At 51.9% G+C, this 22,189-nt stretch carries 19 protein-coding genes; 11 read left to right on the top strand and 8 right to left on the bottom strand.

Features of this window, described 5'->3' with window-relative positions:
• Nucleotides 1-490: 490 nt before the first annotated feature.
• Nucleotides 491-1,681: a maltose/maltodextrin ABC transporter substrate-binding protein MalE gene (gene malE, locus PS053_RS16175; protein WP_256878785.1), complete on the bottom strand. Its 1,191-nt coding sequence runs from the start codon at nt 1,679-1,681 to the stop codon at nt 491-493.
• Between the two features lie 364 nt (nt 1,682-2,045).
• Here malE and malK point away from each other — a divergent pair, with 364 nt between their 5' ends.
• The 5 genes from malK to ubiA all read left to right on the top strand — a co-directional run bounded on the left by malK (nt 2,046) and on the right by ubiA (nt 7,286).
• Nucleotides 2,046-3,161, top strand: coding sequence for a maltose/maltodextrin ABC transporter ATP-binding protein MalK (gene malK, locus PS053_RS16180; protein WP_256921734.1), 1,116 nt, complete (start codon nt 2,046-2,048; stop codon nt 3,159-3,161).
• Between the two features lie 70 nt (nt 3,162-3,231).
• Nucleotides 3,232-4,572: a maltoporin LamB gene (lamB, locus tag PS053_RS16185; protein WP_000973652.1), complete on the top strand. Its 1,341-nt coding sequence runs from the start codon at nt 3,232-3,234 to the stop codon at nt 4,570-4,572.
• 231 nt (nt 4,573-4,803) lie between these two features.
• Nucleotides 4,804-5,724, top strand: a complete 921-nt coding sequence (malM, locus tag PS053_RS16190) for a maltose operon protein MalM (protein ID WP_002460767.1) — start codon at nt 4,804-4,806, stop codon at nt 5,722-5,724.
• Between the two features lie 178 nt (nt 5,725-5,902).
• A complete protein-coding gene (gene ubiC, locus PS053_RS16195) occupies nt 5,903-6,400 on the top strand; it encodes a chorismate lyase (protein ID WP_000019225.1) in 498 nt (165 codons plus the stop codon).
• Nucleotides 6,401-6,413: 13 nt separating this feature from the next.
• Nucleotides 6,414-7,286 (top strand): 4-hydroxybenzoate octaprenyltransferase, encoded by an 873-nt coding sequence (ubiA, locus tag PS053_RS16200; protein WP_025237885.1) that lies wholly within the window; start codon nt 6,414-6,416, stop codon nt 7,284-7,286.
• A 161-nt stretch (nt 7,287-7,447) separates the two neighbouring features.
• Here ubiA and plsB read toward each other — a convergent pair whose 3' ends face one another.
• The gene (gene plsB, locus PS053_RS16205) at nt 7,448-9,871 is read right to left on the bottom strand and encodes a glycerol-3-phosphate 1-O-acyltransferase PlsB (RefSeq protein WP_000017355.1); all 2,424 of its coding nucleotides are present in this window, start codon (nt 9,869-9,871) and stop codon (nt 7,448-7,450) included.
• A gap of 169 nt (nt 9,872-10,040) precedes the next feature.
• On the opposite strand from plsB, the gene dgkA reads away from it, so the two are divergent.
• From dgkA to PS053_RS16225, 4 genes are all read left to right on the top strand, one after another.
• Entirely contained in the window at nt 10,041-10,409 is a 369-nt protein-coding gene (gene dgkA, locus PS053_RS16210) for a diacylglycerol kinase (protein WP_000002912.1), read from the top strand.
• A gap of 109 nt (nt 10,410-10,518) precedes the next feature.
• Nucleotides 10,519-11,127 (top strand): transcriptional repressor LexA, encoded by a 609-nt coding sequence (gene lexA / locus PS053_RS16215; RefSeq protein WP_000646078.1) that lies wholly within the window; start codon nt 10,519-10,521, stop codon nt 11,125-11,127.
• Between the two features lie 74 nt (nt 11,128-11,201).
• Nucleotides 11,202-12,527 carry an MATE family efflux transporter DinF gene (gene dinF / locus PS053_RS16220; RefSeq protein WP_256878776.1) on the top strand — a complete coding sequence of 442 codons (1,326 nt, stop codon included), beginning with the start codon at nt 11,202-11,204 and terminating at the stop codon, nt 12,525-12,527.
• Nucleotides 12,528-12,642: 115 nt separating this feature from the next.
• Nucleotides 12,643-12,852, top strand: coding sequence for a CsbD family protein (locus tag PS053_RS16225; RefSeq protein WP_001030604.1), 210 nt, complete (start codon nt 12,643-12,645; stop codon nt 12,850-12,852).
• A 40-nt stretch (nt 12,853-12,892) separates the two neighbouring features.
• On the opposite strand, the gene zur is transcribed toward PS053_RS16225, so the two are convergent.
• A complete protein-coding gene (gene zur / locus PS053_RS16230) occupies nt 12,893-13,408 on the bottom strand; it encodes a zinc uptake transcriptional repressor Zur (protein ID WP_256878775.1) in 516 nt (171 codons plus the stop codon).
• A 155-nt stretch (nt 13,409-13,563) separates the two neighbouring features.
• Between zur and dusA the strand changes: the two genes are divergently transcribed.
• Nucleotides 13,564-14,559, top strand: a complete 996-nt coding sequence (gene dusA / locus PS053_RS16235; RefSeq protein WP_256878774.1) for a tRNA dihydrouridine(20/20a) synthase DusA — start codon at nt 13,564-13,566, stop codon at nt 14,557-14,559.
• Nucleotides 14,560-14,693: 134 nt separating this feature from the next.
• On the top strand, nt 14,694-14,936 hold the full coding sequence (pspG, locus tag PS053_RS16240; protein ID WP_000891397.1) for an envelope stress response protein PspG: 243 nt from the start codon (nt 14,694-14,696) through the stop codon (nt 14,934-14,936).
• 164 nt (nt 14,937-15,100) lie between these two features.
• Here the strand turns inward: pspG and PS053_RS16245 are convergent, their stop codons facing one another.
• The 5 genes from PS053_RS16245 to PS053_RS16265 all read right to left on the bottom strand — a co-directional run bounded on the left by PS053_RS16245 (nt 15,101) and on the right by PS053_RS16265 (nt 22,062).
• On the bottom strand, nt 15,101-16,084 hold the full coding sequence (locus PS053_RS16245) for a quinone oxidoreductase (RefSeq protein ID WP_256878773.1): 984 nt from the start codon (nt 16,082-16,084) through the stop codon (nt 15,101-15,103).
• A gap of 105 nt (nt 16,085-16,189) precedes the next feature.
• Complete coding sequence (locus PS053_RS16250) at nt 16,190-18,238, bottom strand: FAD-dependent oxidoreductase (RefSeq protein WP_273774248.1); 2,049 nt, start codon at nt 18,236-18,238, stop codon at nt 16,190-16,192.
• Entirely contained in the window at nt 18,228-19,628 is a 1,401-nt protein-coding gene (locus PS053_RS16255) for an MFS transporter (RefSeq protein WP_001183175.1), read from the bottom strand. Before PS053_RS16255 ends, PS053_RS16250 begins: the two co-directional genes overlap by 11 nt.
• A 90-nt stretch (nt 19,629-19,718) precedes the next feature.
• The gene (locus tag PS053_RS16260) at nt 19,719-20,498 is read right to left on the bottom strand and encodes an enoyl-CoA hydratase/isomerase family protein (protein WP_001059068.1); all 780 of its coding nucleotides are present in this window, start codon (nt 20,496-20,498) and stop codon (nt 19,719-19,721) included.
• A complete protein-coding gene (locus PS053_RS16265; protein ID WP_256878771.1) occupies nt 20,491-22,062 on the bottom strand; it encodes an acyl CoA:acetate/3-ketoacid CoA transferase in 1,572 nt (523 codons plus the stop codon). The genes PS053_RS16260 and PS053_RS16265 overlap by 8 nt, the downstream gene beginning before the upstream one ends.
• Nucleotides 22,063-22,189 lie beyond the last annotated feature (127 nt).

Consider the following 22,189-nt stretch of genomic DNA (forward strand, 5'->3'; position numbering starts at 1 on the left):
CGATGACGCCGTATCCGACAACAACTGCCTGATGCGACGCTGGCGCGCCTTATCAGGCCTACATACGTTTTGGTTTTGTAGGTCGGACAGGGCGTTCACGCCGCATCCGGCAACAACGGCCTGATGCGACACTGACGCGTCTTATCAGGCCTACATACGTTTCGATTTCGTAGGCCGGATAAGGCGTTCACGCCGTATTCGACAACAACGGCCTGATGCGACACTGACGCGTCTTATCAGACCTACATACGTTTCGGTTTTGTAGGCCGGACAGGGCGTTCACGCCGCATCCGACAATAACTGCCTGATGCGACGCTGACGCGTCTTATCAGGCCTACATACGTTTCGGTTTTGTAGGCCGGACAGGGCGTTCACGCCGCATCCGGCAACAACTGCCTGATGCAACGCTGACGCGTCTTATCAGGCCTGCATACGTTTCGATTTCGTAGGCCGGATAAGGCGTTCACGCCGCATCCGGCATTTCATCGCATTACCTGGTGATACGAGTCTGTGCATCTTTCAGGGCGGCATCGACAGTCTGACGACCGCTGGCGGCGTTGATTACTGCGGTACGAACGGCATACCAGAAGGCGGACATCTGTGGGATGTTTGGCATGATTTCACCTTTCTGGGCGTTATCCATGGTGGCGGCGATGCGAGGATCTTTTGCCAGCTCATCCTGATAGGACTTCAGCGCCACTGCACCTAGCGGTTTGTCTTTATTGACGGCTTCCAGTCCCTCGTCAGTCAACAGATAGTTTTCGAGGAGCTCTTTCGCCAGCTCTTTGTTCGGGCTGGCGGCGTTAATACCCGCGCTCAGCACGCCAACGAACGGTTTAGAAGGATGCCCTTTGAAGGTCGGCAGCAGCGTCACGCCGTAGTTCACTTTGCTGGTGTCGATGTTGGACCATGCCCACGGGCCGTTGATGGTCATCGCTGTTTCGCCTTTGTTAAAGGCTGCTTCTGCGATGGAGTAATCGGTGTCCGCGTTCATGTGTTTGTTTTTAATCAGATCAACCAGGAAGGTCAGACCCGCTTTCGCGCCAGCGTTATCCACGCCAACGTCTTTAATGTCGTACTTGCCGTTTTCATACTTGAACGCATAACCCCCGTCAGCGGCAATCAGCGGCCAGGTGAAGTACGGTTCTTGCAGGTTGAACATCAGCGCGCTCTTACCTTTCGCTTTCAGTTCTTTATCCAGCGCCGGGATCTCTTCCCAGGTTTTTGGCGGGTTCGGCAGCAGGTCTTTGTTATAAATCAGCGATAACGCTTCAACAGCAATCGGGTAAGCAATCAGCTTACCGTTGTAACGTACGGCATCCCAGGTGAACGGATACAGCTTGTCCTGGAATGATTTATCCGGGGTGATTTCAGCCAGCAGGCCAGACTGCGCATAGCCGCCAAAGCGGTCGTGCGCCCAGAAGATGATGTCAGGACCATCGCCAGTTGCTGCAACCTGAGGGAATTTTTCTTCCAGTTTATCCGGGTGCTCGATGGTGACTTTAATTCCGGTATCTTTCTCGAATTTCTTACCCACTTCAGCGAGGCCGTTATAGCCTTTATCGCCGTTAATCCAGATAACCAGTTTACCTTCTTCGATTTTGGCGAGAGCCGAGGCAGAAAACATCATCGTCGCTAATGCGGATAATGCGAGGATGCGTGCACCTGTTTTTATTTTCATCATCTATGGTCCTTGTTGGTGAAGTGCTCGTGAAAACACCTAAACGGACTCCAGTTTCTTTATACGGCAACCTCTTTCCATCCTCCTTGCCCCTACGCCCCACCGCTGCTTTATGTGATCTCTGTTACAGAATTGGCGGTAATGTGGAGATGCGCACATAAAATCGCCACGATTTTTGCAAGCAACATCACGAAATTCCTTACTTTGTCTCAACTTAGCTTGCAGACGCCGCGTTCTCATCCTCCCGCCTCCTCCCCCATAAAAAAGCCTGGGGGCGGAGGATTCAAGCCATCTTCTTATGACGCATAGTCAGCCCATCATGAATGTTGCTGTCGATGACAGGTTGTAACGAAGGGAGAAGGGCATGGTGAGCGTACAGCTGCAAAATGTAACGAAAGCCTGGGGCGAGGTGGTGGTATCGAAAGATATCAATCTCGACATCCACGAAGGCGAGTTCGTGGTGTTTGTCGGTCCGTCCGGCTGCGGTAAATCGACTTTACTACGCATGATTGCCGGGCTTGAGACGATTACCAGCGGCGACCTGTATATCGGCGACAAACGAATGAACGATACTCCGCCGGCAGAACGCGGCGTTGGTATGGTGTTTCAGTCTTACGCGCTCTATCCCCACCTGTCTGTAGCAGAAAACATGTCGTTTGGTCTGAAACTGGCTGGCGCGAAAAAAGAGGTAATTAACCAACGCGTTAACCAGGTGGCGGAAGTGCTGCAACTGGCACATTTGCTGGATCGTAAACCGAAAGCGCTCTCCGGTGGTCAGCGTCAGCGTGTGGCGATAGGTCGTACGCTGGTAGCTGAGCCCAGCGTGTTTTTGCTCGATGAACCGCTCTCTAACCTCGATGCTGCGCTGCGCGTGCAGATGCGTATTGAAATCTCTCGTCTGCATAAACGGCTGGGCCGCACGATGATTTACGTCACCCACGATCAGGTCGAAGCAATGACGCTGGCCGACAAAATCGTGGTGCTGGACGCCGGTCGCGTGGCGCAGGTTGGGAAACCGCTCGAGCTGTACCACTATCCCGCAGACCGTTTTGTCGCCGGATTTATCGGTTCACCAAAGATGAACTTCCTGCCGGTAAAAGTGACCGCCACTGCCATTGATCAAGTTCAGGTTGAGTTGCCGATGCCAAATCGCCAGCAAGTCTGGCTACCGGTTGAAAGCCGCGATGTTCAGGTCGGGGCCAACATGTCGCTGGGCATTCGCCCGGAACATCTACTGCCAAGCGATATCGCTGACGTCATCCTTGAGGGTGAAGTTCAGGTGGTCGAGCAGCTTGGCAACGAAACGCAAATCCATATCCAGATCCCTTCCATTCGTCAAAACCTGGTGTATCGCCAGTCTGACGTGGTGTTGGTAGAAGAAGGTGCCACATTCGCTATCGGCCTGCCGCCAGAGCGTTGCCATCTGTTCCGTGAGGATGGCACTGCATGTCGTCGACTGCATCAGGAGCCGGGCGTTTAAGCACCCTACAAAAGACACAAAACCTGTGACAGGTGATGTGAAAAAGAAAAGCAATGACTCAGGAGATAGAATGATGATTACTCTGCGCAAACTTCCTCTGGCGGTTGCCGTCGCAGCGGGCGTAATGTCTGCTCAGGCAATGGCTGTGGATTTCCACGGTTACGCGCGTTCCGGTATCGGCTGGACAGGGAGCGGCGGTGAACAACAGTGTTTCCAGACCACTGGCGCTCAAAGTAAATACCGTCTTGGCAACGAATGTGAAACTTATGCTGAATTAAAATTGGGTCAGGAAGTGTGGAAAGAGGGCGACAAGAGCTTCTATTTCGACACGAACGTGGCCTATTCCGTAGCGCAACAGAATGACTGGGAAGCCACCGATCCGGCCTTCCGTGAAGCGAACGTGCAGGGTAAAAACCTGATTGAATGGCTGCCTGGTTCCACTATCTGGGCGGGTAAGCGTTTCTACCAACGTCATGACGTTCATATGATCGACTTCTACTACTGGGATATTTCTGGTCCTGGCGCCGGTCTGGAAAACATCGATGTTGGCTTCGGTAAGCTGTCTCTGGCAGCAACCCGCTCCTCTGAAGCTGGTGGTTCTTCCTCTTTCGCCAGCAACAATATTTATGACTATACCAACGAAACTGCGAACGATGTCTTCGACGTGCGTTTGGCGCAGATGGAAATTAACCCGGGCGGCACATTAGAGCTGGGCGTCGACTACGGTCGTGCCAACCTGCGTGATAACTATCGTCTGGTTGATGGTGCATCGAAAGACGGTTGGTTATTCACTGCCGAGCATACTCAGAGCGTCCTGAAGGGCTTTAACAAGTTTGTTGTTCAGTACGCTACTGACTCGATGACCTCGCAGGGTAAAGGTCTGTCGCAGGGCTCTGGCGTTGCGTTTGATAATGAACACTTTGCTTACAATATCAACAACAACGGTCACATGTTGCGTATCCTCGACCATGGTGCGATCTCCATGGGCGATAACTGGGACATGATGTACGTCGGTATGTACCAGGACATCAACTGGGATAACGATAACGGCACCAAGTGGTGGACCGTCGGTATTCGCCCGATGTACAAGTGGACGCCTATCATGAGTACCTTGCTGGAAGTGGGTTACGACAATGTCGAATCCCAGCGCACTGGCGACAAGAACAATCAGTACAAAATCACCCTCGCACAACAATGGCAGGCGGGCGACAGCATTTGGTCACGTCCGGCTATTCGTGTCTTCGCAACCTATGCCAAGTGGGATGAGAAATGGGGTTATGACTACACGGGGAACTCCACAAACAACCCGTACTACGGCAAGGCCGTTTCGGCTGATTTCAATGGTGGTAGCTTCGGTCGTGGCGACAGCGACGAGTGGACCTTCGGCGCCCAGATGGAAATCTGGTGGTAATAGCAAAGCGTTGACCGGATAAGGCGTTCACGCCGCATCCGGCAATCAACGCCTGATGCGACGCAGTCGCGTCTTATCAGGCCTACAACTGTTGCCGAATGTAGGCCGGATAAAGCGTTCACGCTGCATCCGGCATAAAAACAGGTTTAAGGGGCGTAAGCCCCTCTGATTATCGGGTTAAGCGCGCTATTGCCTGGCTACCGCTGAACTCCAGATTTTGAGGTGAAAACAATGAAAATGAATAAACGTCTCATCGCCCTCTGTTTATCCGCAGGGCTACTGGCGAGCGCGCCTGGAATCAGCCTCGCCGACGTCAACTATGTACCGCAAAATACCAGCGACGCGCCCGCTATTCCTTCCGCCGCGCTGCAACAATTAACCTGGACACCGGTCGATCAATCCAAAACCCAGACCACTCATCTGGCAACCGATGGACAACAACTGAACGTCCCTGGCATCCGTGGCCCGGTCGCGGCATACAGTGTGCCTGCGAATATCGGTGAGTTGACGCTGACGCTGACCAGCGAAGTTAACAAGCAAACCAGCGTATTTGCGCCGAATGTGTTAATTCTTGATCAGAACATGACGCCATCGGCTTATTTCCCTGGTAGTTACTTTACCTATCAGGAACCTGGAGTAATAAGCGCTGACCGTCTGGAAGGGGTAATGCGTCTGACTCCGGCGCTGGGGCAACAGAAACTCTATGTACTGGTCTTTACCACCGAAAAAGATCTTCAACAGACGACCCAATTGCTTGACCCGGCAAAAGCGTATGCCAAAGGCGTCGGTAACTCGGTGCCGGATATTCCAGACCCGATTGCCCGTCACACCACTGATGGTTTGCTGAAACTGAAAGTGAAAAACAATTCCAGTTCCAGCGTACTGGTAGGGCCGTTATTTGGTTCTTCCGCTCCAGCTCCGGTTACGGTAGGTAACACGGCGGCACCTGCCGTGGCTGCACCAGCTCCGGCACCGGCGAAGAAAAGCGAACCAATGCTCAACGATACGGAAAGTTATTTTAATACTGCGATCAAAAATGCTGTCGCGAAGGGGGATGTTGATAAGGCGTTAAAGCTGCTTGATGAAGCCGAACGTCTGGGATCGACATCTGCCCGTTCCACCTTTATCAGCAGTGTAAAAGGCAAGGGGTAATTACGCTCCACAGTGCTGATTTTGCAACAACTGGTGCGTCTCCTGGCGCACCTTTTTTTCTTCTCCTGTGCCATTGTTGCGTTTTTGTTGCGCATTAGATCACTTAATTTGCTTTACTCCTCCCGTAAACGTTTTTCTGCGATACAATGCCTTTACGTTATGTAACGGAGAGTTCGGCATGTCACACCCTGCGTTAACGCAATTGCGTGCGCTGCGCTACTTTGAAGAGATCCCTGACCTGGACCCACAACAACTCGACTGGCTGTTACTGGAAGATTCCATGACGAAACGTTTTGAACAGCAGGGAAAAACGGTGAGCGTGACGATGATCCGCGAAGGGTTTGTCGACCAGAATGAAATCCCTGAAGAATTACCGCTGTTGCCGAAAGAGTCTCGTTACTGGTTACGTGAAATTTTGTTATGTGCCGATGAAGAACCCTGGCTTGCCGGGCGTACTGTCGTTCCTGCGTCGACGTTAAGCGGTCCCGAGCTGGCGTTGCGCAATCTGGGGAAAACGCCGTTAGGCCGTTATCTGTTTACTTCATCGACATTGACTCGGGACTTTATTGAGATAGGCCGTGATGCTGGATTGTGGGGGCGCCGTTCCCGCCTGCGATTAAGCGGTAAGCCGCTATTGCTGACTGAACTGTTTTTACCGGCATCACCGTTGTACTAAGAGGAAAAAAAATATGGAGTGGAGTCTGACGCAGAATAAGCTGCTGGCATTTCACCGCTTAATGCGTACGGATAAGCCAATTGGCGCGTTACTGCTGCTCTGGCCAACTTTGTGGGCGCTGTGGGTGGCGACGCCAGGCGTCCCCCAACTCTGGATTCTGGCGGTGTTTGTTGCCGGCGTCTGGTTGATGCGCGCTGCCGGATGTGTGGTGAATGATTATGCTGACCGTAAGTTTGATGGTCATGTTAAGCGCACGGCAAACCGACCACTTCCCAGCGGCGAGGTCTCGGAGAAAGAGGCGCGCACGTTGTTTGTGGTGCTGGTGCTGATTTCATTCTTACTGGTGCTGACGCTGAATACGATGACTATTCTGTTGTCGATTGCCGCGCTAGCGCTGGCGTGGGTTTACCCGTTTATGAAGCGTTACACCCATTTACCGCAAGTGGTGCTGGGCGCGGCGTTTGGTTGGTCGATTCCAATGGCTTTTGCTGCCGTTAGTGAATCAGTACCGCTAAGTTGCTGGTTGATGTTCCTTGCCAATATTTTCTGGGCGGTGGCCTACGACACGCAGTATGCGATGGTTGACCGGGACGACGACGTGAAGATTGGTATTAAGTCTACGGCGATCCTGTTTGGTCAATACGACAAATTGATTATTGGTATTTTGCAGATTGGCGTACTGGCGCTGATGGCGATAATCGGTGAGTTAAATGGCCTGGGCTGGGGATATTATGGGTCAATACTGGCGGCTGGCGCGTTGTTTGTTTATCAACAAAAACTGATTGCCAACCGCGAGCGTGAAGCCTGCTTTAAAGCGTTTATGAATAATAACTATGTGGGCCTGGTGTTGTTTTTAGGGCTGGCGATGAGTTACTGGCATTTCTGATGATGTGAAAAAGCCGGAGGAGCCTCCGGCTTTTTTGTCAGGGGAAAAATTGCCTGATGCGCTTCGCTTATCAGGCCTACCCGGTGAGTCACAATTTATTGGATTTTCAGGTCATAGTAGGCCGGATAAGGCGTTTCGCCGCATCCGGCAATTCTCACCGATTACGCCTCGCCCTGCGTCGCACTCTCAATCGTCAAACGCACATCGGACGTTATCAATTCCGCCAGCAACTGATACACCTTCATCGTCTCTGCCGGTTCGGCGTCACCGCTGTCGCTGATATATCCTTCATCGCGCAGCGTCAGCACCAGAGTACTGAACACGGCTTTGTCGAAGAATTCCGGCGCGTTGATGCCGTGCAGCACGGAGAGACGTTGCGCTACGGTACGGCTTTCTTTCTCCAGCGTGCTGCGGTTGATCGACGGGTTAGCGCTCAGCAGCCAGAAGGTAATTGCATAGCGTTGTAACGTTTCGCGCGCGCCGGCGGCCAGCAACTGAAGCGTGCGGGAATGCGCTGGATTGATATGCAACTCATCATTTTGCAGAGTAATCAACTCCTGACGCTGCATTTCATTCGCCAACGCATCAATAACGCCCGGCAACTCGTCGCGATCCCAGCGCAGGAACAACTCTGCTTTCAGCATTGGATACAGCACATTGACATGCTTCATCAACTCTTCGCGAGAAATTTGGCGATGTTGAGTCACAATCGCCGCCATCAGCGAAGGCAGAACCAACATATGTGCAATGTTGTTGCGATAGTAGGTCATCAACACCGCTTGTTCACGCGGCAGGATGATAATGTCGCCGATGGTATCTTTCTCAACTTCAAACTTGTTCATCTGCAGCGCGTGATCAATAAGTTCACTGGCGCTGGCTGAAGGCACCGTTGAGTCCGGGGAGTAAGGTACGTTGCGCATTAAATCGAGGTAGCAGTTGAGTTGCTCAGTCAACTGTTCGCGAGTGAGTGAACGCTGACGTGATGCCAGCAACGCAGTACAGCACAGGTTCATGGCGTTCGCCGCACCTGCGTTGTTAATACGTACCATCAGATCGGCAGCAATGTTATTGACCGTCGGCGTTAGCCAGGCCGGGCGCACGGCTTCAATGGGATCAATCGATTCACGCCAGTCTGGCACGTGCTGGTTGAGATAGGTCATCAACGGCATCGGCTCACCGAAATTGACGTATCCTTGACCGAGATTACGCAGCTTGCTTAAGCCGCGCAGCATCTGCGCTAGACTTTCTTTTTCTTTCGTCGCGCCGCGCAGTTCTTTAGCGTAAGTACCCACTTCCATTACGTGCTCATAACCGATGTAGATCGGGATTAACGTAATCGGACGTGTACCGCCACGCAACATCGCCTGAATGGTCATCGACAGCGTACCGGTTTTCGGATCCAACAAACGCCCCGTACGGGAACGACCGCCTTCCACAAAATATTCCACGGAATAACCACGGCTAAACAGTTCGCCGAGATACTCACGGAAAACAGTGGAATAGAGTTTATTGCCTTTAAAAGTACGGCGAATAAAGAACGCGCCCAGACGGCGGAAAATCGGCCCGGCAGGCCAGAAGTTCAGGTTGATCCCGGCAGCGATATGCGGCGGCACCAGCCCCTGGTGATACAACACATAAGAAAGCAGCAGATAGTCCATATGGCTACGGTGACATGGCACATACACCAGCTCATGACCGTCGTGGGCCAACTGGCGAACGCGTTCGGCGTTGTGGACGTTGATGCCCTGATAAAGCCGGTTCCAGGTGAAGCCCAGAATACGGTCGGTCAGACGGATCATCTCGTAAGAGAAGTTCGCTGCAATCTCTTCCATCAGCGCAATCGCGTTCTGCTGCGCTTTTTCATGAGAGATTTTTTTGCTACGCGCTTCATCTTCTACCGCTTTAGCAATCGCGCGAGAGGAGAGCAGTTTATTAAACAGATCCTGACGGGCGGGTAAGCGCGGGCCCACGGCAGCCAGACGCTGGCGGGCAAAGTGCATACGCGCCACGCGCGCCAGTTTTTGAGCGATGGTTTTATCCGTACCGTGCTCATCAGCCATGCGGCGCAGTGAAACCGATGGCGAGAAGCGCACAAAGCTGTCACGCCCCAGCCACAGTACGGCGAAAAACTTCTGCACGCCGTTGAGCATACGCAACGGCGGATTTACTTCACCTTTTTCGCGCCCCGGCGCGCGACCAAACATCACCGATACCGGCACCATTTGCACGTCCAGATTCGGATTGCTGCGGTGCAGATCGAGATAATCGTGGAACAGCTTAATGGACTCTTCTTTCGGCGTGTAATAAGTGAAAACACGCGGCCCGCCGTGAATAAACACGTAGCGCGGCAGCAGCGTACCGTCTATTTCCAGCGGCTCTAATGGGTCAGGCAGGTCGTGCGCCAGACACTGGGCGCGCAACGTCAGCAAATCCGCTTTTGAGTTGTACGGTAAAACGTACATAATTGGACGAGAGGTATCCAGTCCAAGTTCCGGGGCAGGATCCGCCGGAATAGACTTGCTTTTTACCAGGATGCTTAATGGTAAATTCAGTAATTTGTAGTAAATTCGTGGCCAGCCGGACATAAACGATGTAAAGCCTCTGGTTAATAATGCAAATGCGCGGCAAGGATAGCAGAAAGTCATGGGAAATTCTGTGGTATCTGCCCATGTTTCGCGCGGCGTTACGCTAACCCGAATCATCGGATTTAACGGTACACTGTATTGACGCTCATAATGTAAAAAGGTTCTTTTGATGGCCAATAATACCACTGGACTCACCCGAATTATCAAAGCCGCTGGCTATTCCTGGAAAGGCTTGCGCGCAGCATGGATTAACGAAGCGGCCTTCCGTCAGGAGGGCGTTGCGGTATTGTTGGCGGTGATCATCGCCTGCTGGCTGGACGTGGACGCGATTACCCGCGTGCTGCTTATTAGCTCCGTCATGCTGGTGATGATTGTAGAAATCCTTAATAGCGCCATCGAAGCGGTGGTTGACCGTATTGGTTCCGAATACCATGAACTTTCTGGACGGGCGAAAGATATGGGGTCCGCCGCAGTGCTGATCGCAATTATCGTCGCAGTGGCAACCTGGGTCATTCTGTTATGGTCACATTTTGGATAACCCTTCCAGAATTCGATAAATCTCTGGTTTATTGTGCAGTTTATGGTTCCAAAATCACCTTTTGCTGTATATACTCACAGCATAACTGTATATACACCCAGGGGGCGGAATGAAAGCGTTAACGGCCAGGCAGCAAGAGGTGTTTGATCTCATTCGTGATCACATCAGCCAGACAGGTATGCCGCCGACGCGTGCGGAAATCGCGCAGCGTTTGGGGTTCCGTTCCCCAAACGCGGCTGAAGAACATCTGAAGGCGCTGGCGCGCAAAGGTGTTATTGAAATTGTTTCCGGCGCATCGCGCGGGATTCGTCTGTTGCAGGAAGAGGAAGAAGGGTTGCCGCTGGTCGGTCGTGTGGCAGCCGGTGAGCCGCTTCTGGCGCAGCAGCATATTGAAGGTCATTATCAGGTCGATCCATCCCTGTTTAAGCCAAATGCTGATTTCCTGCTACGCGTGAGTGGGATGTCGATGAAAGATATCGGCATTATGGATGGCGATTTGCTGGCGGTGCATAAAACCCAGGATGTGCGTAATGGGCAGGTCGTTGTTGCACGCATCGATGACGAAGTTACCGTTAAGCGTTTGAAAAAACAGGGTAATAAAGTCGAGTTGTTGCCTGAAAACAGTGAGTTTAAACCCATTGTTGTCGATCTGCGTCAGCAGAGCTTCACCATTGAAGGGCTGGCTGTTGGAGTTATTCGCAACGGCGACTGGCTGTAATCATATCTCTCTGATACCGCGATGCGTCTGGCGTCGCGGTTTGTTTTTCAACTCCGTTCATCAGGCTTGTCGGCATGGCATTCCTCACTTCATCTGATAAAGCACTCTGGCATCTCGCCTTACCCATGATTTTCTCCAATATCACCGTTCCTTTGTTAGGGCTGGTTGATACGGCAGTTATTGGTCATCTTGATAGCCCGGTGTACCTGGGCGGCGTGGCGGTTGGCGCAACGGCGACCAGCTTTCTCTTTATGCTGTTGCTGTTTTTGCGCATGAGCACTACCGGACTTACTGCGCAGGCGTATGGCGCCAAAAACCCCCTGGCATTAGCGCGTGCGCTGATGCAGCCGCTATTGCTGGCATTAGGGGCTGGGGCATTAATTATTCTACTGCGCACACCAATTATCGATCTGGCGCTGCATATTGTCGGCGGCAGTGAAGCGGTGCTGGAACAGGCGCGTCGTTTCCTTGAAATTCGCTGGCTAAGCGCGCCGGCGTCGCTGGCAAATCTGGTGTTACTCGGCTGGCTGCTTGGCGTGCAATATGCCCGTGCGCCCGTTGTCCTGTTAGTCGTTGGCAACATTCTTAACATTGCTCTGGATGTCTGGCTGGTGATGGGGCTGCATATGAATGTCCAGGGAGCTGCGTTAGCGACGGTTCTTGCTGAATACGCGACGTTGCTGATCGGTTTGCTCATGGTGCGTAAAATCCTTCATTTACGGGGGATCTCCGTCGAAATGCTGAAAAACGCCTGGCGAGGAAACTTTCGCCGTTTGCTGGCGCTTAACCGTGACATTATGTTGCGCTCGTTGTTGCTGCAACTCTGTTTTGGTGCAATCACGGTGCTTGGCGCGCGACAGGGGAGCGATATTATCGCCGTCAACGCTGTCCTGATGACGCTGCTCACTTTTACCGCTTACGCGCTGGATGGTTTCGCTTATGCTGTTGAAGCGCATTCTGGTCAGGCATACGGCGCGCGTGACGGCAGTCAGCTATTGGATGTCTGGCGGGCAGCGTGTCGTCAGGCGGGGATCGTAGCGTTGCTGTTTTCCGTGGTTTATTGGCTGTCTGGTGAACACATTATCGCGTTATTGACTTCGTTAACTCAGATCCAACAACTGGCCGATCGCTACCTTATCTGGCTGGTGATTTTGCCGCTGGTGGGCGTCTGGTGTTATCTGCTGGACGGCATGTTCATTGGCGCAACGCGCGCCGCCGAAATGCGTAATAGTATGGCGGTGGCAGCAGCCGGTTTTGCGTTCACGCTACTCACATTGCCATGGCTGGGCAATCATGGGTTATGGTTGGCATTAACTGTCTTTCTGGCGTTGCGTGGGCTTTCTCTGGCGGTTATCTGGCGGCGTCACTGGCGCAACGGCACCTGGTTTTCCGCAACATAATGGTTAAAAATTCCGAATAAATAACCCGGAGCCAGATGCCTGACTACACTTAGTCCCACGTTTAGCAGAAAAGTGAACGTACTCTTATTCACCACCTAACGATGAGGACTTGAATATGAACAAAGACGAAGTCGGTGGTAACTGGAAACAGTTCAAAGGTAAAGTGAAAGAGCAATGGGGCAAGCTGACCGACGATGATATGACGGTCATTGAAGGTAAACGTGATCAGCTAGTGGGGAAAATCCAGGAGCGTTACGGTTATCAGAAAGAGCAGGCAGAAAAAGAGGTTGATCGCTGGGAAAAACGCAATGATTACCGCTGGTAATTAATCCCTCCTGCCTGACGTGTACAAGGACGTACATCGCTTAGCGTGATTTTTTTTTCATCGGAATAGAGTGGTCATGATGGCACTGTTCAGGATGACGACACGCTTCCACTTCCACACATGCCGCACAGAGTCCATGAGCTTCAATCACATTATGCCGCAGGGCAAACCCCATTTTTGCCGCCAGAGTATGCATGATGTCTTCAACACCTTCCGCACACTCTTCTTTTACCGCGCCGCAACGATCGCAAATAAACATTGCGGAAGTATGGGTTGGCTGATCGAACAGATGACAGAGCACGTAGCTGTTAGTGGACTCAACTTTATGCACAAAACCCTGCTCAAGCAGAAAATCGAGCGCGCGATAAACTGTTGGCGGCTTGGCTTGCGGTTCGGCTTCACGCAGTAAATCAAGGAGATCGTAGGCGCTGATAGCCCCTTCCTGCAGACTCATCAGACGCAACACTTCGAGACGTTGTGGAGTCAGGCGCACATTACGCTGCGTACAGAGTTTTTCAGCCTGTGCTAATAACTCCTGCGTTGTGGTCTTTTCCATTGGACACCTCGACAGTAGGGTTAAGAATGTCCTTACTTTACCATAGTTCTCACTTAAACGCCGAGAGCTGGGAGGCATGACCGTCACATTGCCTGATCGCATATTCGTTATGCTATAGTATCGCCCCCAATTTACCAGATGCTTAAAAAGTCGCCATGCCAGAAGAATCACAAACTGTTTATCCCGCTTACCGTTTCTCGATTGCTCCGATGCTCGACTGGACGGACAGACACTGCCGTTACTTCCTGCGTCTGCTTTCCCGCAATACGTTGCTTTATACCGAAATGGTAACCACAGGCGCGATTATTCACGGTAAAGGTGATTATCTGGCATACAGCGAAGAAGAACATCCAGTCGCGTTGCAGCTAGGCGGTAGCGATCCCGCGGCGCTGGCGCAGTGTGCGAAGCTGGCAGAAGCACGTGGATACGATGAGATCAACCTGAATGTCGGCTGCCCGTCTGACCGGGTGCAGAACGGCATGTTTGGTGCGTGTCTGATGGGTAATGCGCAGCTGGTTGCCGACTGCGTGAAAGCGATGCGCGATGTGGTGTCGATTCCGGTGACGGTGAAAATGCGTATTGGCATCGATGATCAGGACAGCTATGAATTTCTCTGCGATTTCATCAACACCGTTTCCGGCAAAGGTGAGTGTGAGATGTTCATCATCCACGCACGTAAAGCCTGGCTTTCTGGGTTAAGTCCGAAAGAAAACCGTGAGATCCCGCCGCTCGATTACCCGCGTGTCTATCAACTGAAGCGAGATTTTCCGCATCTGACCATGGCGATTAACGGCGGCATTAAGTCTCTGGAAGAGGCCAAAGCGCATCTGCAATATATGGATGGCGTGATGGTCGGGCGCGAGGCGTATCAAAATCCAGGTATTCTGGCGGCGGTGGATCGTGAGATTTTTGGTTCCTCGGATACCGATGCCGATCCGGTGGCGGTGGTACGGGCCATGTATCCGTACATTGAACGTGAGCTTAGCCAGGGGACGTATCTGGGTCATATTACCCGCCATATGCTGGGGTTGTTCCAGGGGATCCCTGGTGCGCGTCATTGGCGGCGTTATTTAAGTGAAAATGCCCATAAAGCGGGTGCAGACATTAATGTGCTGGAACACGCGCTCAAACTGGTGGCGGATAAGCGTTAATTTTTCACCACAAAGTAGTTAAATTCACCACGCCCCGCGCATTGTCGCGGGGCGTTTTGCTGATAAATCAGCAAATTATCTTTTGGCATGATTCTTGTAATACCAGTAGCAGATTTCATTTTGGGGAGAACATCATGCTGGAACTACTTTTTGTGATTGGCTTTTTTGTCATGCTGATGGTCACCGGCGTCTCGCTGTTGGGTATTATCGCCGCGCTGGTCATCGCGACGGCAATTATGTTCCTCGGCGGCATGCTGGCGTTGATGATTAAGTTGCTGCCATGGCTGTTATTGGCGATTGCGGTAGTGTGGGTGATTAAGGCGATTAAAGCGCCAAAAGTGCCGAAATATCAGCGTTATGACCGCTGGCGCTACTAAGGGATTGTGCGGATGATCACAACCTAAGGTTTTATCCTTAGAACAAAATAGGAATTGATAATCAAATCTGTCATTATTGCACGTCAAACAAATTCATCGTGCTGTACCCTACATACAGCCGAACTATAAAAGAAAGGGCTTCCCGGGTGGAAGCCCGATTTCTTTTAGGGAATCAATAAGCTGGAACCCTGCGTCGCCCGGCTTTCCAGAATCTCATGCGCACGTCGCGCATCCTTCAGCGGATATTTCTGTTGCTCCGTGACATCCACCTTAATGACGCCGCTGGCAATCAATGAAAACAGTTCATTACTGGCTTCAGTTAACTCCTCCCGCGTGGTGATGTAGCCTTGCAGGGAAGGACGTGTTACATACAGCGAGCCTTTTTGATTAAGAATGCCTAAGTTCACACCCGTCACTGCGCCTGATGAGTTACCAAAACTGACCATTAAACCGCGACGTTGCAGGCAATCCAGTGACCATTCCCAGGTGTCTCTGCCTACGGAATCGTACACCACGCGCACTTTTTTGCCGCCGGTGATCTCTTTTAACCGCTCGACCAGATTTTCTTCGCGATAGTTAATCACCTGCCACGCCCCTGCTTTTAACGCACTTTGCGCTTTTTGCGCCGTTCCCACGGTGCCGATAAGTTTCGCGCCCAGGGCTTTCGCCCACTGACAAGCAATTAAGCCAACGCCGCCAGCGGCTGCATGGAACAGGAATTGTTCGTCAGGTTTGATTTCATACGTTTTGCGCAGTAGATAATAAACCGTTAAACCTTTCAGGAATGATGCGGCGGCTTGTTCAAAAGAAATTGCTGCTGGCAGAATCGCGGCTTTATCGGCATTAACGTTATGTACAGAGCTGTATGCGCCCAGTGCTGACTGAGCATAAACCACGCGATCGCCGGCTTTAATATGTTTCACGCTACTGCCGACTTTTGTCACTATGCCAGCCGCTTCCGTGCCTAACCCACAGGGCAGCGATGGTGGGGGATAAAGACCGCTACGAATATATGTGTCGATAAAATTGATGCCAATGGCTTTATTTTCGACCTGGATTTCATTCTCTGCCGGATCGGCAGGAGTAAACTCCACGGCCTGAAGTACTTCCGGGCCACCGTGCTTGTGAAATTCGATGCGCGTTGCCATTTAAACTCCTTTACTGAGCGACATATCTGTTTTAAGCCTAACAGTAGTCACCAGACCGCGCGGGGATTTTTTCCGGGCTGTGGTCACAACCCGGAATATCTCTGGTCAGTATTGAAACAGCGTCGCCGCAATCCAGTTTTGCCACTGGCGCTCAAAATGGGTGAGCGTTAACACGCCTCGCTCACGGCACGGGCGCGTCCAGGTTTGGTAATCTTTAACATCCTGGCAAATGCAAATCATATATTGCCTGGCATCCTGATTTTCTGGTCGAAAACGCCAGGTCAGGAGTGGCCCATCTGGCGTTTGCGGTGCGATGCCTGCTTCGCCATCATAGACAGCCCTGGCGCCACGACTCCCGCCACCGTTTTCGATATAGCATTGTAAAGAGCGCAGTACAGCCAGCGCCAGTTGCGCACTTTGCCGCCACTGGAAAGACTGGGCGAGACTGTTTTCATCGCTTTGAATGCCTTCCCGGCGAATATCTTCACAAAGTGTTGCTATGGTTTGCGCGGCAGTGTTGATCCCCTGTGTATGACACAAAATTGCGGCATGGTGGCTCATGGTATTTTGTATCGTTTCTCGCACGTCGTCGTGTAGCAGCCCCTGATTCAGGTACTGTTGCGCCTCATTAATCGTGCTGAGAATTTGTTGCCTCTCGAGAGGGAGGTCCTGACTTTTCTGATGAGCAATATGCAATGCACAGCGACGGGCGAAAACTTGCCCGGCATTGAGCGCCGCCCCACCAGGGCGCGTAACACCATGTGTTCCGGCATTTTCTCCGATAGCGTAACAGCCAACTAACGATGTGCGCCCCCAAATATCAACATCAATACCTCCATTAAGATGTTGATTATTTAGCGTAAACTTGAGCGGTGAGGCGGTAAGATCATGACCGTGCATCTGATACAAACGAACAGCCAGTGGATTCATTTGTGTTAATCGTGCCAGCGGTTGTGCCAGCAGGGCATGATTTTGTTGCAGATAGTCGATGACATCATCATCTAGTTCCTGCAGGTTGAATGGCGTTCCGTCCGCTGCGGGTTCCGGTTCCCGCAGAAAATCGAGAAAAACATCGCGCCCTTTTTGTGTCTCCTCATACACCGCGACATCCAGCAGGCTGGAGCCATATTCCAGCATTCGTTCCGCGTGAAACGGCCACTGGTAACCTTTGCGAAATATCGCGGAGGCCAGCATACGAGTTGTGGGGTAATAAGCTGCCAGAAAATTATACTGACGCCCGGAGTGGTCCTGCGAGTAGATGCGCGGCATCGCCTGCATGTAAGTACCAGAAAGATTCCACGGAAACTGGTTGCGCGGTGTACCGATACCAAACTGACTTTCCGTAAGATTAACCAGAGTTATACCTGCTTCCAGCGCCATGCCCAACGCACTAAAACAGTTCACCGGATAAACACTGTCACGATAAAGTTCACCAGGCCCGCCCGTGGCTAAAACCAAATGCTGGCAGCGAATCACTACCATTCGCCAGGGATTATCCCGACAGGATTTATCGATGGCGATCACCCCTACGACTCGTCGATTTTCCCCTTCACCACTGGTCAGGATATGAATCGCCGTTGTGTGATCGCTAAGAGGAATATTAAGGCGCATTGCCTCCTGGGCCAGCACCTTCACCATCAGGCGCGATGTTCGAGGACCGCAGCTAGTGGCACGGCCAAATTCATCGTGATCGGTTTGATAACGCAACGTTGCGCCAAAGAGATCTTCAGGCAGATCCAGACCCAGATATTTCAGTACTTCACAGGTGTTCACTGATCCGACCGCCTCAACATATGCGGTGTCATGATCCATCGCACCACCTGCCGCCAGGGTGTTACTTAATGTCAGAAAATGGTCACCATTTGCACGCGTATTCGCGGTGTGAAGCGTTTGTTTATCGGAACCAGAACAGGCGGAAGTGCCCCAGAAGGCTTTGCTGGAGGCGATCATTACATCGACATTTTGCCGTTTCAGCTCGACGGCAGCTCGCCATCCTGCCGCGCCACTGCCCAGAACCAGCGTGTTGCAGCGGTACTCTGGTAAAATGGTACCGTTAAGGTCGATACTACCGCTGGCTTGAGCCAGCGGTGCGTAATGGGGCATTTTCACGTCTGTCAGGGAATCGATAATAGATTCAGAGACATTATGCGTCATGGTAGGTGCCCGTAGTCTGGTTATGTTGGGAAACGCTGATCGTTTCAGCATCGGCAAGATCATCAAGATCACGATCGCGTGTTTCTGGAGCAAAGAAAGTTGCAATAATCGTACCAACGGTCAGCAGACTAAGGTAAATAGCGATTGGCATCCAGGCAGCAATACCACTGGGATCGTTAGTGTGGATCACCCAGGAAATGATTGCAGAACCAACCAGTGGCGCGATCCCTCCGGCAATAACGGCAGAAACTTCCCTTGCCAGTGCGACGCCAATATAACGATGGCGAGCACCAAAGAGTTCAGGCAGAAAAGCACCTTGTGCGCCAAACATACCCCAGGCTCCAATCCCTAAGGCCAGAGAAAGAGAGACAATAGTGACAGGAACATTACCGTGGCTGAAAGACCACCACACCGGAAAGGTAATCAACAACTGAAAAATCGCCAGACTACGATAGACAAGAACCCTGCCGAAGCGATCGGTCAGCCAACCGGCAATAGGCACCATAATTGCACCGACTACTACCGCAGACATCAGGCATAGCGTACCAACTGATTTGTCCAGCCCAACCACACCAACGATATAACTGATCGCTAAAGCCTGATAAATCGACGAGCCGCCGTTTTCTGCCAGACGTAAGCCAATCCCGACGAAGACATTACGGCGTGATGTTTTCAGCAAATTTCGTAAGGGTGATTCTGTAACTTGTTGACGAGCTTCGAGTTTTGCGAATGATGGCGATTCTTTAAGATGCAGTCGAATATAAATAGCCACCGCGATAATCACCACGCTGGAGAGGAAGGGCAAGCGCCACCACCAGGTTTCGGCAAGATTTGTCACATTATGCAGCAGGATGAAGTAAACAGCAGATGCCATAAACGTACCAATCTGGATTCCGAGGAACGGCAGCGCGGCGTAATAACCCCGTTTGCCGTCAGGAGCATATTCGGTCATCAGTACGGCGGCTCCCGCCTGTTCAGCCCCAGCACCAAGCCCTTGCAGCAGGCGTAATGCAATAAGCATAATTGGCGCCCAGATTCCCGCTGTTTCGTAAGTGGGTAATACCCCGATCAACGTGCTGGCGATTCCCATTAACAACACCGTTGCTAACAGGACGAACTTACGGCCCAAACGATCACCTAATGAGCCGAAGAGAATTCCGCCTACAGGTCTGACGGCAAATCCGAGAAAGTAGGTGCCAAAACTGGCGATCAGCGCCATTCCCGGTTCCTGATTAGGAAAAAAGAGTGGACCAAAAATAATGGCGGATGCCAGGCTGTAAAGTGCGAAATCGTAGTATTCCAGTGCGCTGCCGAGAGAGCAGGTCCACGCCGCGCGACGCAGATCTGCCGATGAAACATTCGCTTTCTCTGCTGGTTGTGAAGGTTGCATGATGTGTCTCCTTTCAGACGGATAAAAGAAATCCGCCTAAAATCAATGGGATTCTTGCGTTATTATTAAAATCCAAAATGAAATGCTAAGTTATCGAGCACTAAAGTGCGGTTGACGCTTCTCAGTAAATGCCTGACTGCCTTCATGAGCATCTTCAGTCGTGGCGGAAAAAGCGCCAGCCAGTGCTTCAAGCGTCGAGGCCACAGCAATACCTTCTCCGGCATCAATAACCTGCTTGGCGATCTGCACTGCAACGGGAGCACGTTGGGCGATACGTTGTGCCAGTTGCAGTCCGGCGTCGTGTAACGCCTCCCTGGCGACAACGCGATTCACCAGCCCGCAGGACAGTGCCCGCTGTGCATCCAGTGGTTCACCGGTAAATACCAGTTCTTTCACCAGTGAGCGCCCAAGCAGTGCCGTCAGCCGCTGCGTTCCTGACCAGCCAGGCACTGTCGCCAGCCCGGTTTCTGGTAGTGCCATTTGTGCTTCGGCGCTACAAATACGGATATCGGCGGTAGCAGCCAGTTCCAGACCACCGCCATAAGCCAGGCCGTGCAACAGGGCGATTACGGGCTGTGGCAGTTGTGCCAGAGCATCAAATGCCTGATGACCGCGGCGGATCCAGTTGCGCCACATATCGAGTGCAGAAAGAGAGGTCCAGCGATGAATATCCGCGCCGACACAAAACGCTTTTTCACTGGCACTGGTCAGCAGTACTACGCGGATCTCCGAATCAGTTTCCAGCGTGTGGCAATGCGCCAGCAGTTGTTCGAGCATCTCCGGGGTTAATGCATTGAGTTTCGCCGGGCGATTAATCACCAGAGTGGCAATGAAACCGTTGCGCTGGAGGTCAATGGTGCCGTTATTCATAGTGACGTCCTTGTTGAAAATAGAGGGGATTCATTAGCTTGAGATCGTCCGCCAGACGGAGTGGGGCATCGCTTTGGGCGAGAATGTCGCGTTCAGGATCGATACCTGGGGCAATTTCTGTGACCAGTAGCCCGTCTGGTGTTAATTCCAGAACGCAGCGTTCAGTGACGTACTGCACTTGTCGCCCACGTGCCATCGCGCGTTTGCCGGAGAACGTTACGTGGGCGACTTCTTGTACCAGCTTTTTGGCTTTGCCTTCTTTAAGGATACGCAGTTGACCCTCTTCCAGTTGCAGCTGTGCTCCTGCATTGAAAAAGCCAGAGAAAATGATTCGCTTCGCATGTGAAGTAATATCAATAAACCCACCACATCCGGCAGTCACATGTGGACGAGCGGGGAGATGTGAGACGTTCACTGAGCCATCTGCGCCGATTTGCAAAAATGACATCAGAGTGAGATCAAAGCCACCGCCCTGGAAATAGGTGAACTGCTGGGGAGAAGGCAAAAAAGCTTCTGCATTAGAGGCGCAGCCGAACTGAAATTCCAGTAGTGGAACTCCGCCAATCGCGCCCTGTTCCAGCAGCCAGGTGACGTCACCGTGGCGACCTTGTTCCAGCAAAATACGCGGCACGTTGGCAGAAATACCAAAGCCAATATTTACCGCATCACCACTGTGTAGTTCTTGCGCGACTCGTTGGGCAATAACTCGCGCCGGGCCATGTTCCATATAACGAAAGGCTGACAGCGGACGACTGATTTCGCCGGAAATGGCAGGTTCATATTGCGTTTGTGTCGTTTGTGTTTGTTCCGGCGCAATCACGATGTAATCCACCAGTACACCCGGAATACGCACCTCTTTTGGTTTCAGACTTCCGGCGGCAACTTGTCGTTTTACTTGCGCAATTATGATGCCACCGTTATTGCGGACAGCAGTGGCCTGTTCCAGTGGCCCCAGATAAGCCCCTTCATGTTCATAAGTCAGGTTGCCGCGTTCATCAGCAGTGGTAGCGCGAATGATTGCCACCTGCGGCACAATACTGGGGAAAAACAGCCAGTCGTCGTTAGCAAATCGAACACGTTCAACCAGAGATTGTTGCGCCGCTTTTTCATTCATTGCACCGCCCTGCAACAGGGGATCCACGTAGGTATCCATACCTGTTTGTGTTAACACGCCAGGACGATGAGCCGCCGCTTCCCGGTGCATATCAAATAAGATCCCGGAAGGCAGATTCCAGGCAGGGAGCACGTTGTCATTGATCATTTGCCAGATTAACGGAGGTGGCATTGATGATGGCCCGGAGGGGTAGGAGCCGGCGATCACTTTTGCCAGTAATCCCGGTTGTGCCAGATGATCGACGCCTTTAACGCCATACATATCACCTGCGGCGATAGGGTGGATGGTGGTGATGTTTTGCGGATGTCCCACACGTTGAAAGCGTTCACCTATTGCTGCCAGCACGGCATCCGGGCAACCCATTCCACTGGAAGAGGAGACGGTGACAACTGCGCCATCAACAATCAAATCTGCAGCTTCCGGTGCAGTGATCGTGCGTACAGAGCACATAATAATTTCCTTATTTCGATGTAAAAATAATTTAAAATATTGCTTTAAAACAAAGAGATAATGGTTATAAATTAATTGGAACGATCTAATTTATGCGTAATTTGTACGATTGGCGTGCAAAAAACAC

Source organism: Escherichia albertii (assembly GCF_028622335.1).
Taxonomy (GTDB): Bacteria; Pseudomonadota; Gammaproteobacteria; order Enterobacterales; family Enterobacteriaceae; genus Escherichia; species Escherichia albertii.

Excerpts from the sequence above, each read along its gene's own strand:
- malE (WP_256878785.1), bottom strand. The coding sequence starts at position 1,681 with ATGAAAATAAAAACAGGTGCACGCATCCTCGCATTATCCGCATTAGCG.
- malK (WP_256921734.1), top strand. The coding sequence starts at position 2,046 with ATGGTGAGCGTACAGCTGCAAAATGTAACGAAAGCCTGGGGCGAGGTG.
- lamB (WP_000973652.1), top strand. The coding sequence starts at position 3,232 with ATGATGATTACTCTGCGCAAACTTCCTCTGGCGGTTGCCGTCGCAGCG.
- malM (WP_002460767.1), top strand. The coding sequence starts at position 4,804 with ATGAAAATGAATAAACGTCTCATCGCCCTCTGTTTATCCGCAGGGCTA.
- ubiC (WP_000019225.1), top strand. The coding sequence starts at position 5,903 with ATGTCACACCCTGCGTTAACGCAATTGCGTGCGCTGCGCTACTTTGAA.
- ubiA (WP_025237885.1), top strand. The coding sequence starts at position 6,414 with ATGGAGTGGAGTCTGACGCAGAATAAGCTGCTGGCATTTCACCGCTTA.
- plsB (WP_000017355.1), bottom strand. The coding sequence starts at position 9,871 with ATGTCCGGCTGGCCACGAATTTACTACAAATTACTGAATTTACCATTA.
- dgkA (WP_000002912.1), top strand. The coding sequence starts at position 10,041 with ATGGCCAATAATACCACTGGACTCACCCGAATTATCAAAGCCGCTGGC.
- lexA (WP_000646078.1), top strand. The coding sequence starts at position 10,519 with ATGAAAGCGTTAACGGCCAGGCAGCAAGAGGTGTTTGATCTCATTCGT.
- dinF (WP_256878776.1), top strand. The coding sequence starts at position 11,202 with ATGGCATTCCTCACTTCATCTGATAAAGCACTCTGGCATCTCGCCTTA.
- PS053_RS16225 (WP_001030604.1), top strand. The coding sequence starts at position 12,643 with ATGAACAAAGACGAAGTCGGTGGTAACTGGAAACAGTTCAAAGGTAAA.
- zur (WP_256878775.1), bottom strand. The coding sequence starts at position 13,408 with ATGGAAAAGACCACAACGCAGGAGTTATTAGCACAGGCTGAAAAACTC.
- dusA (WP_256878774.1), top strand. The coding sequence starts at position 13,564 with ATGCCAGAAGAATCACAAACTGTTTATCCCGCTTACCGTTTCTCGATT.
- pspG (WP_000891397.1), top strand. The coding sequence starts at position 14,694 with ATGCTGGAACTACTTTTTGTGATTGGCTTTTTTGTCATGCTGATGGTC.
- PS053_RS16245 (WP_256878773.1), bottom strand. The coding sequence starts at position 16,084 with ATGGCAACGCGCATCGAATTTCACAAGCACGGTGGCCCGGAAGTACTT.
- PS053_RS16250 (WP_273774248.1), bottom strand. The coding sequence starts at position 18,238 with ATGACGCATAATGTCTCTGAATCTATTATCGATTCCCTGACAGACGTG.
- PS053_RS16255 (WP_001183175.1), bottom strand. The coding sequence starts at position 19,628 with ATGCAACCTTCACAACCAGCAGAGAAAGCGAATGTTTCATCGGCAGAT.
- PS053_RS16260 (WP_001059068.1), bottom strand. The coding sequence starts at position 20,498 with ATGAATAACGGCACCATTGACCTCCAGCGCAACGGTTTCATTGCCACT.
- PS053_RS16265 (WP_256878771.1), bottom strand. The coding sequence starts at position 22,062 with ATGTGCTCTGTACGCACGATCACTGCACCGGAAGCTGCAGATTTGATT.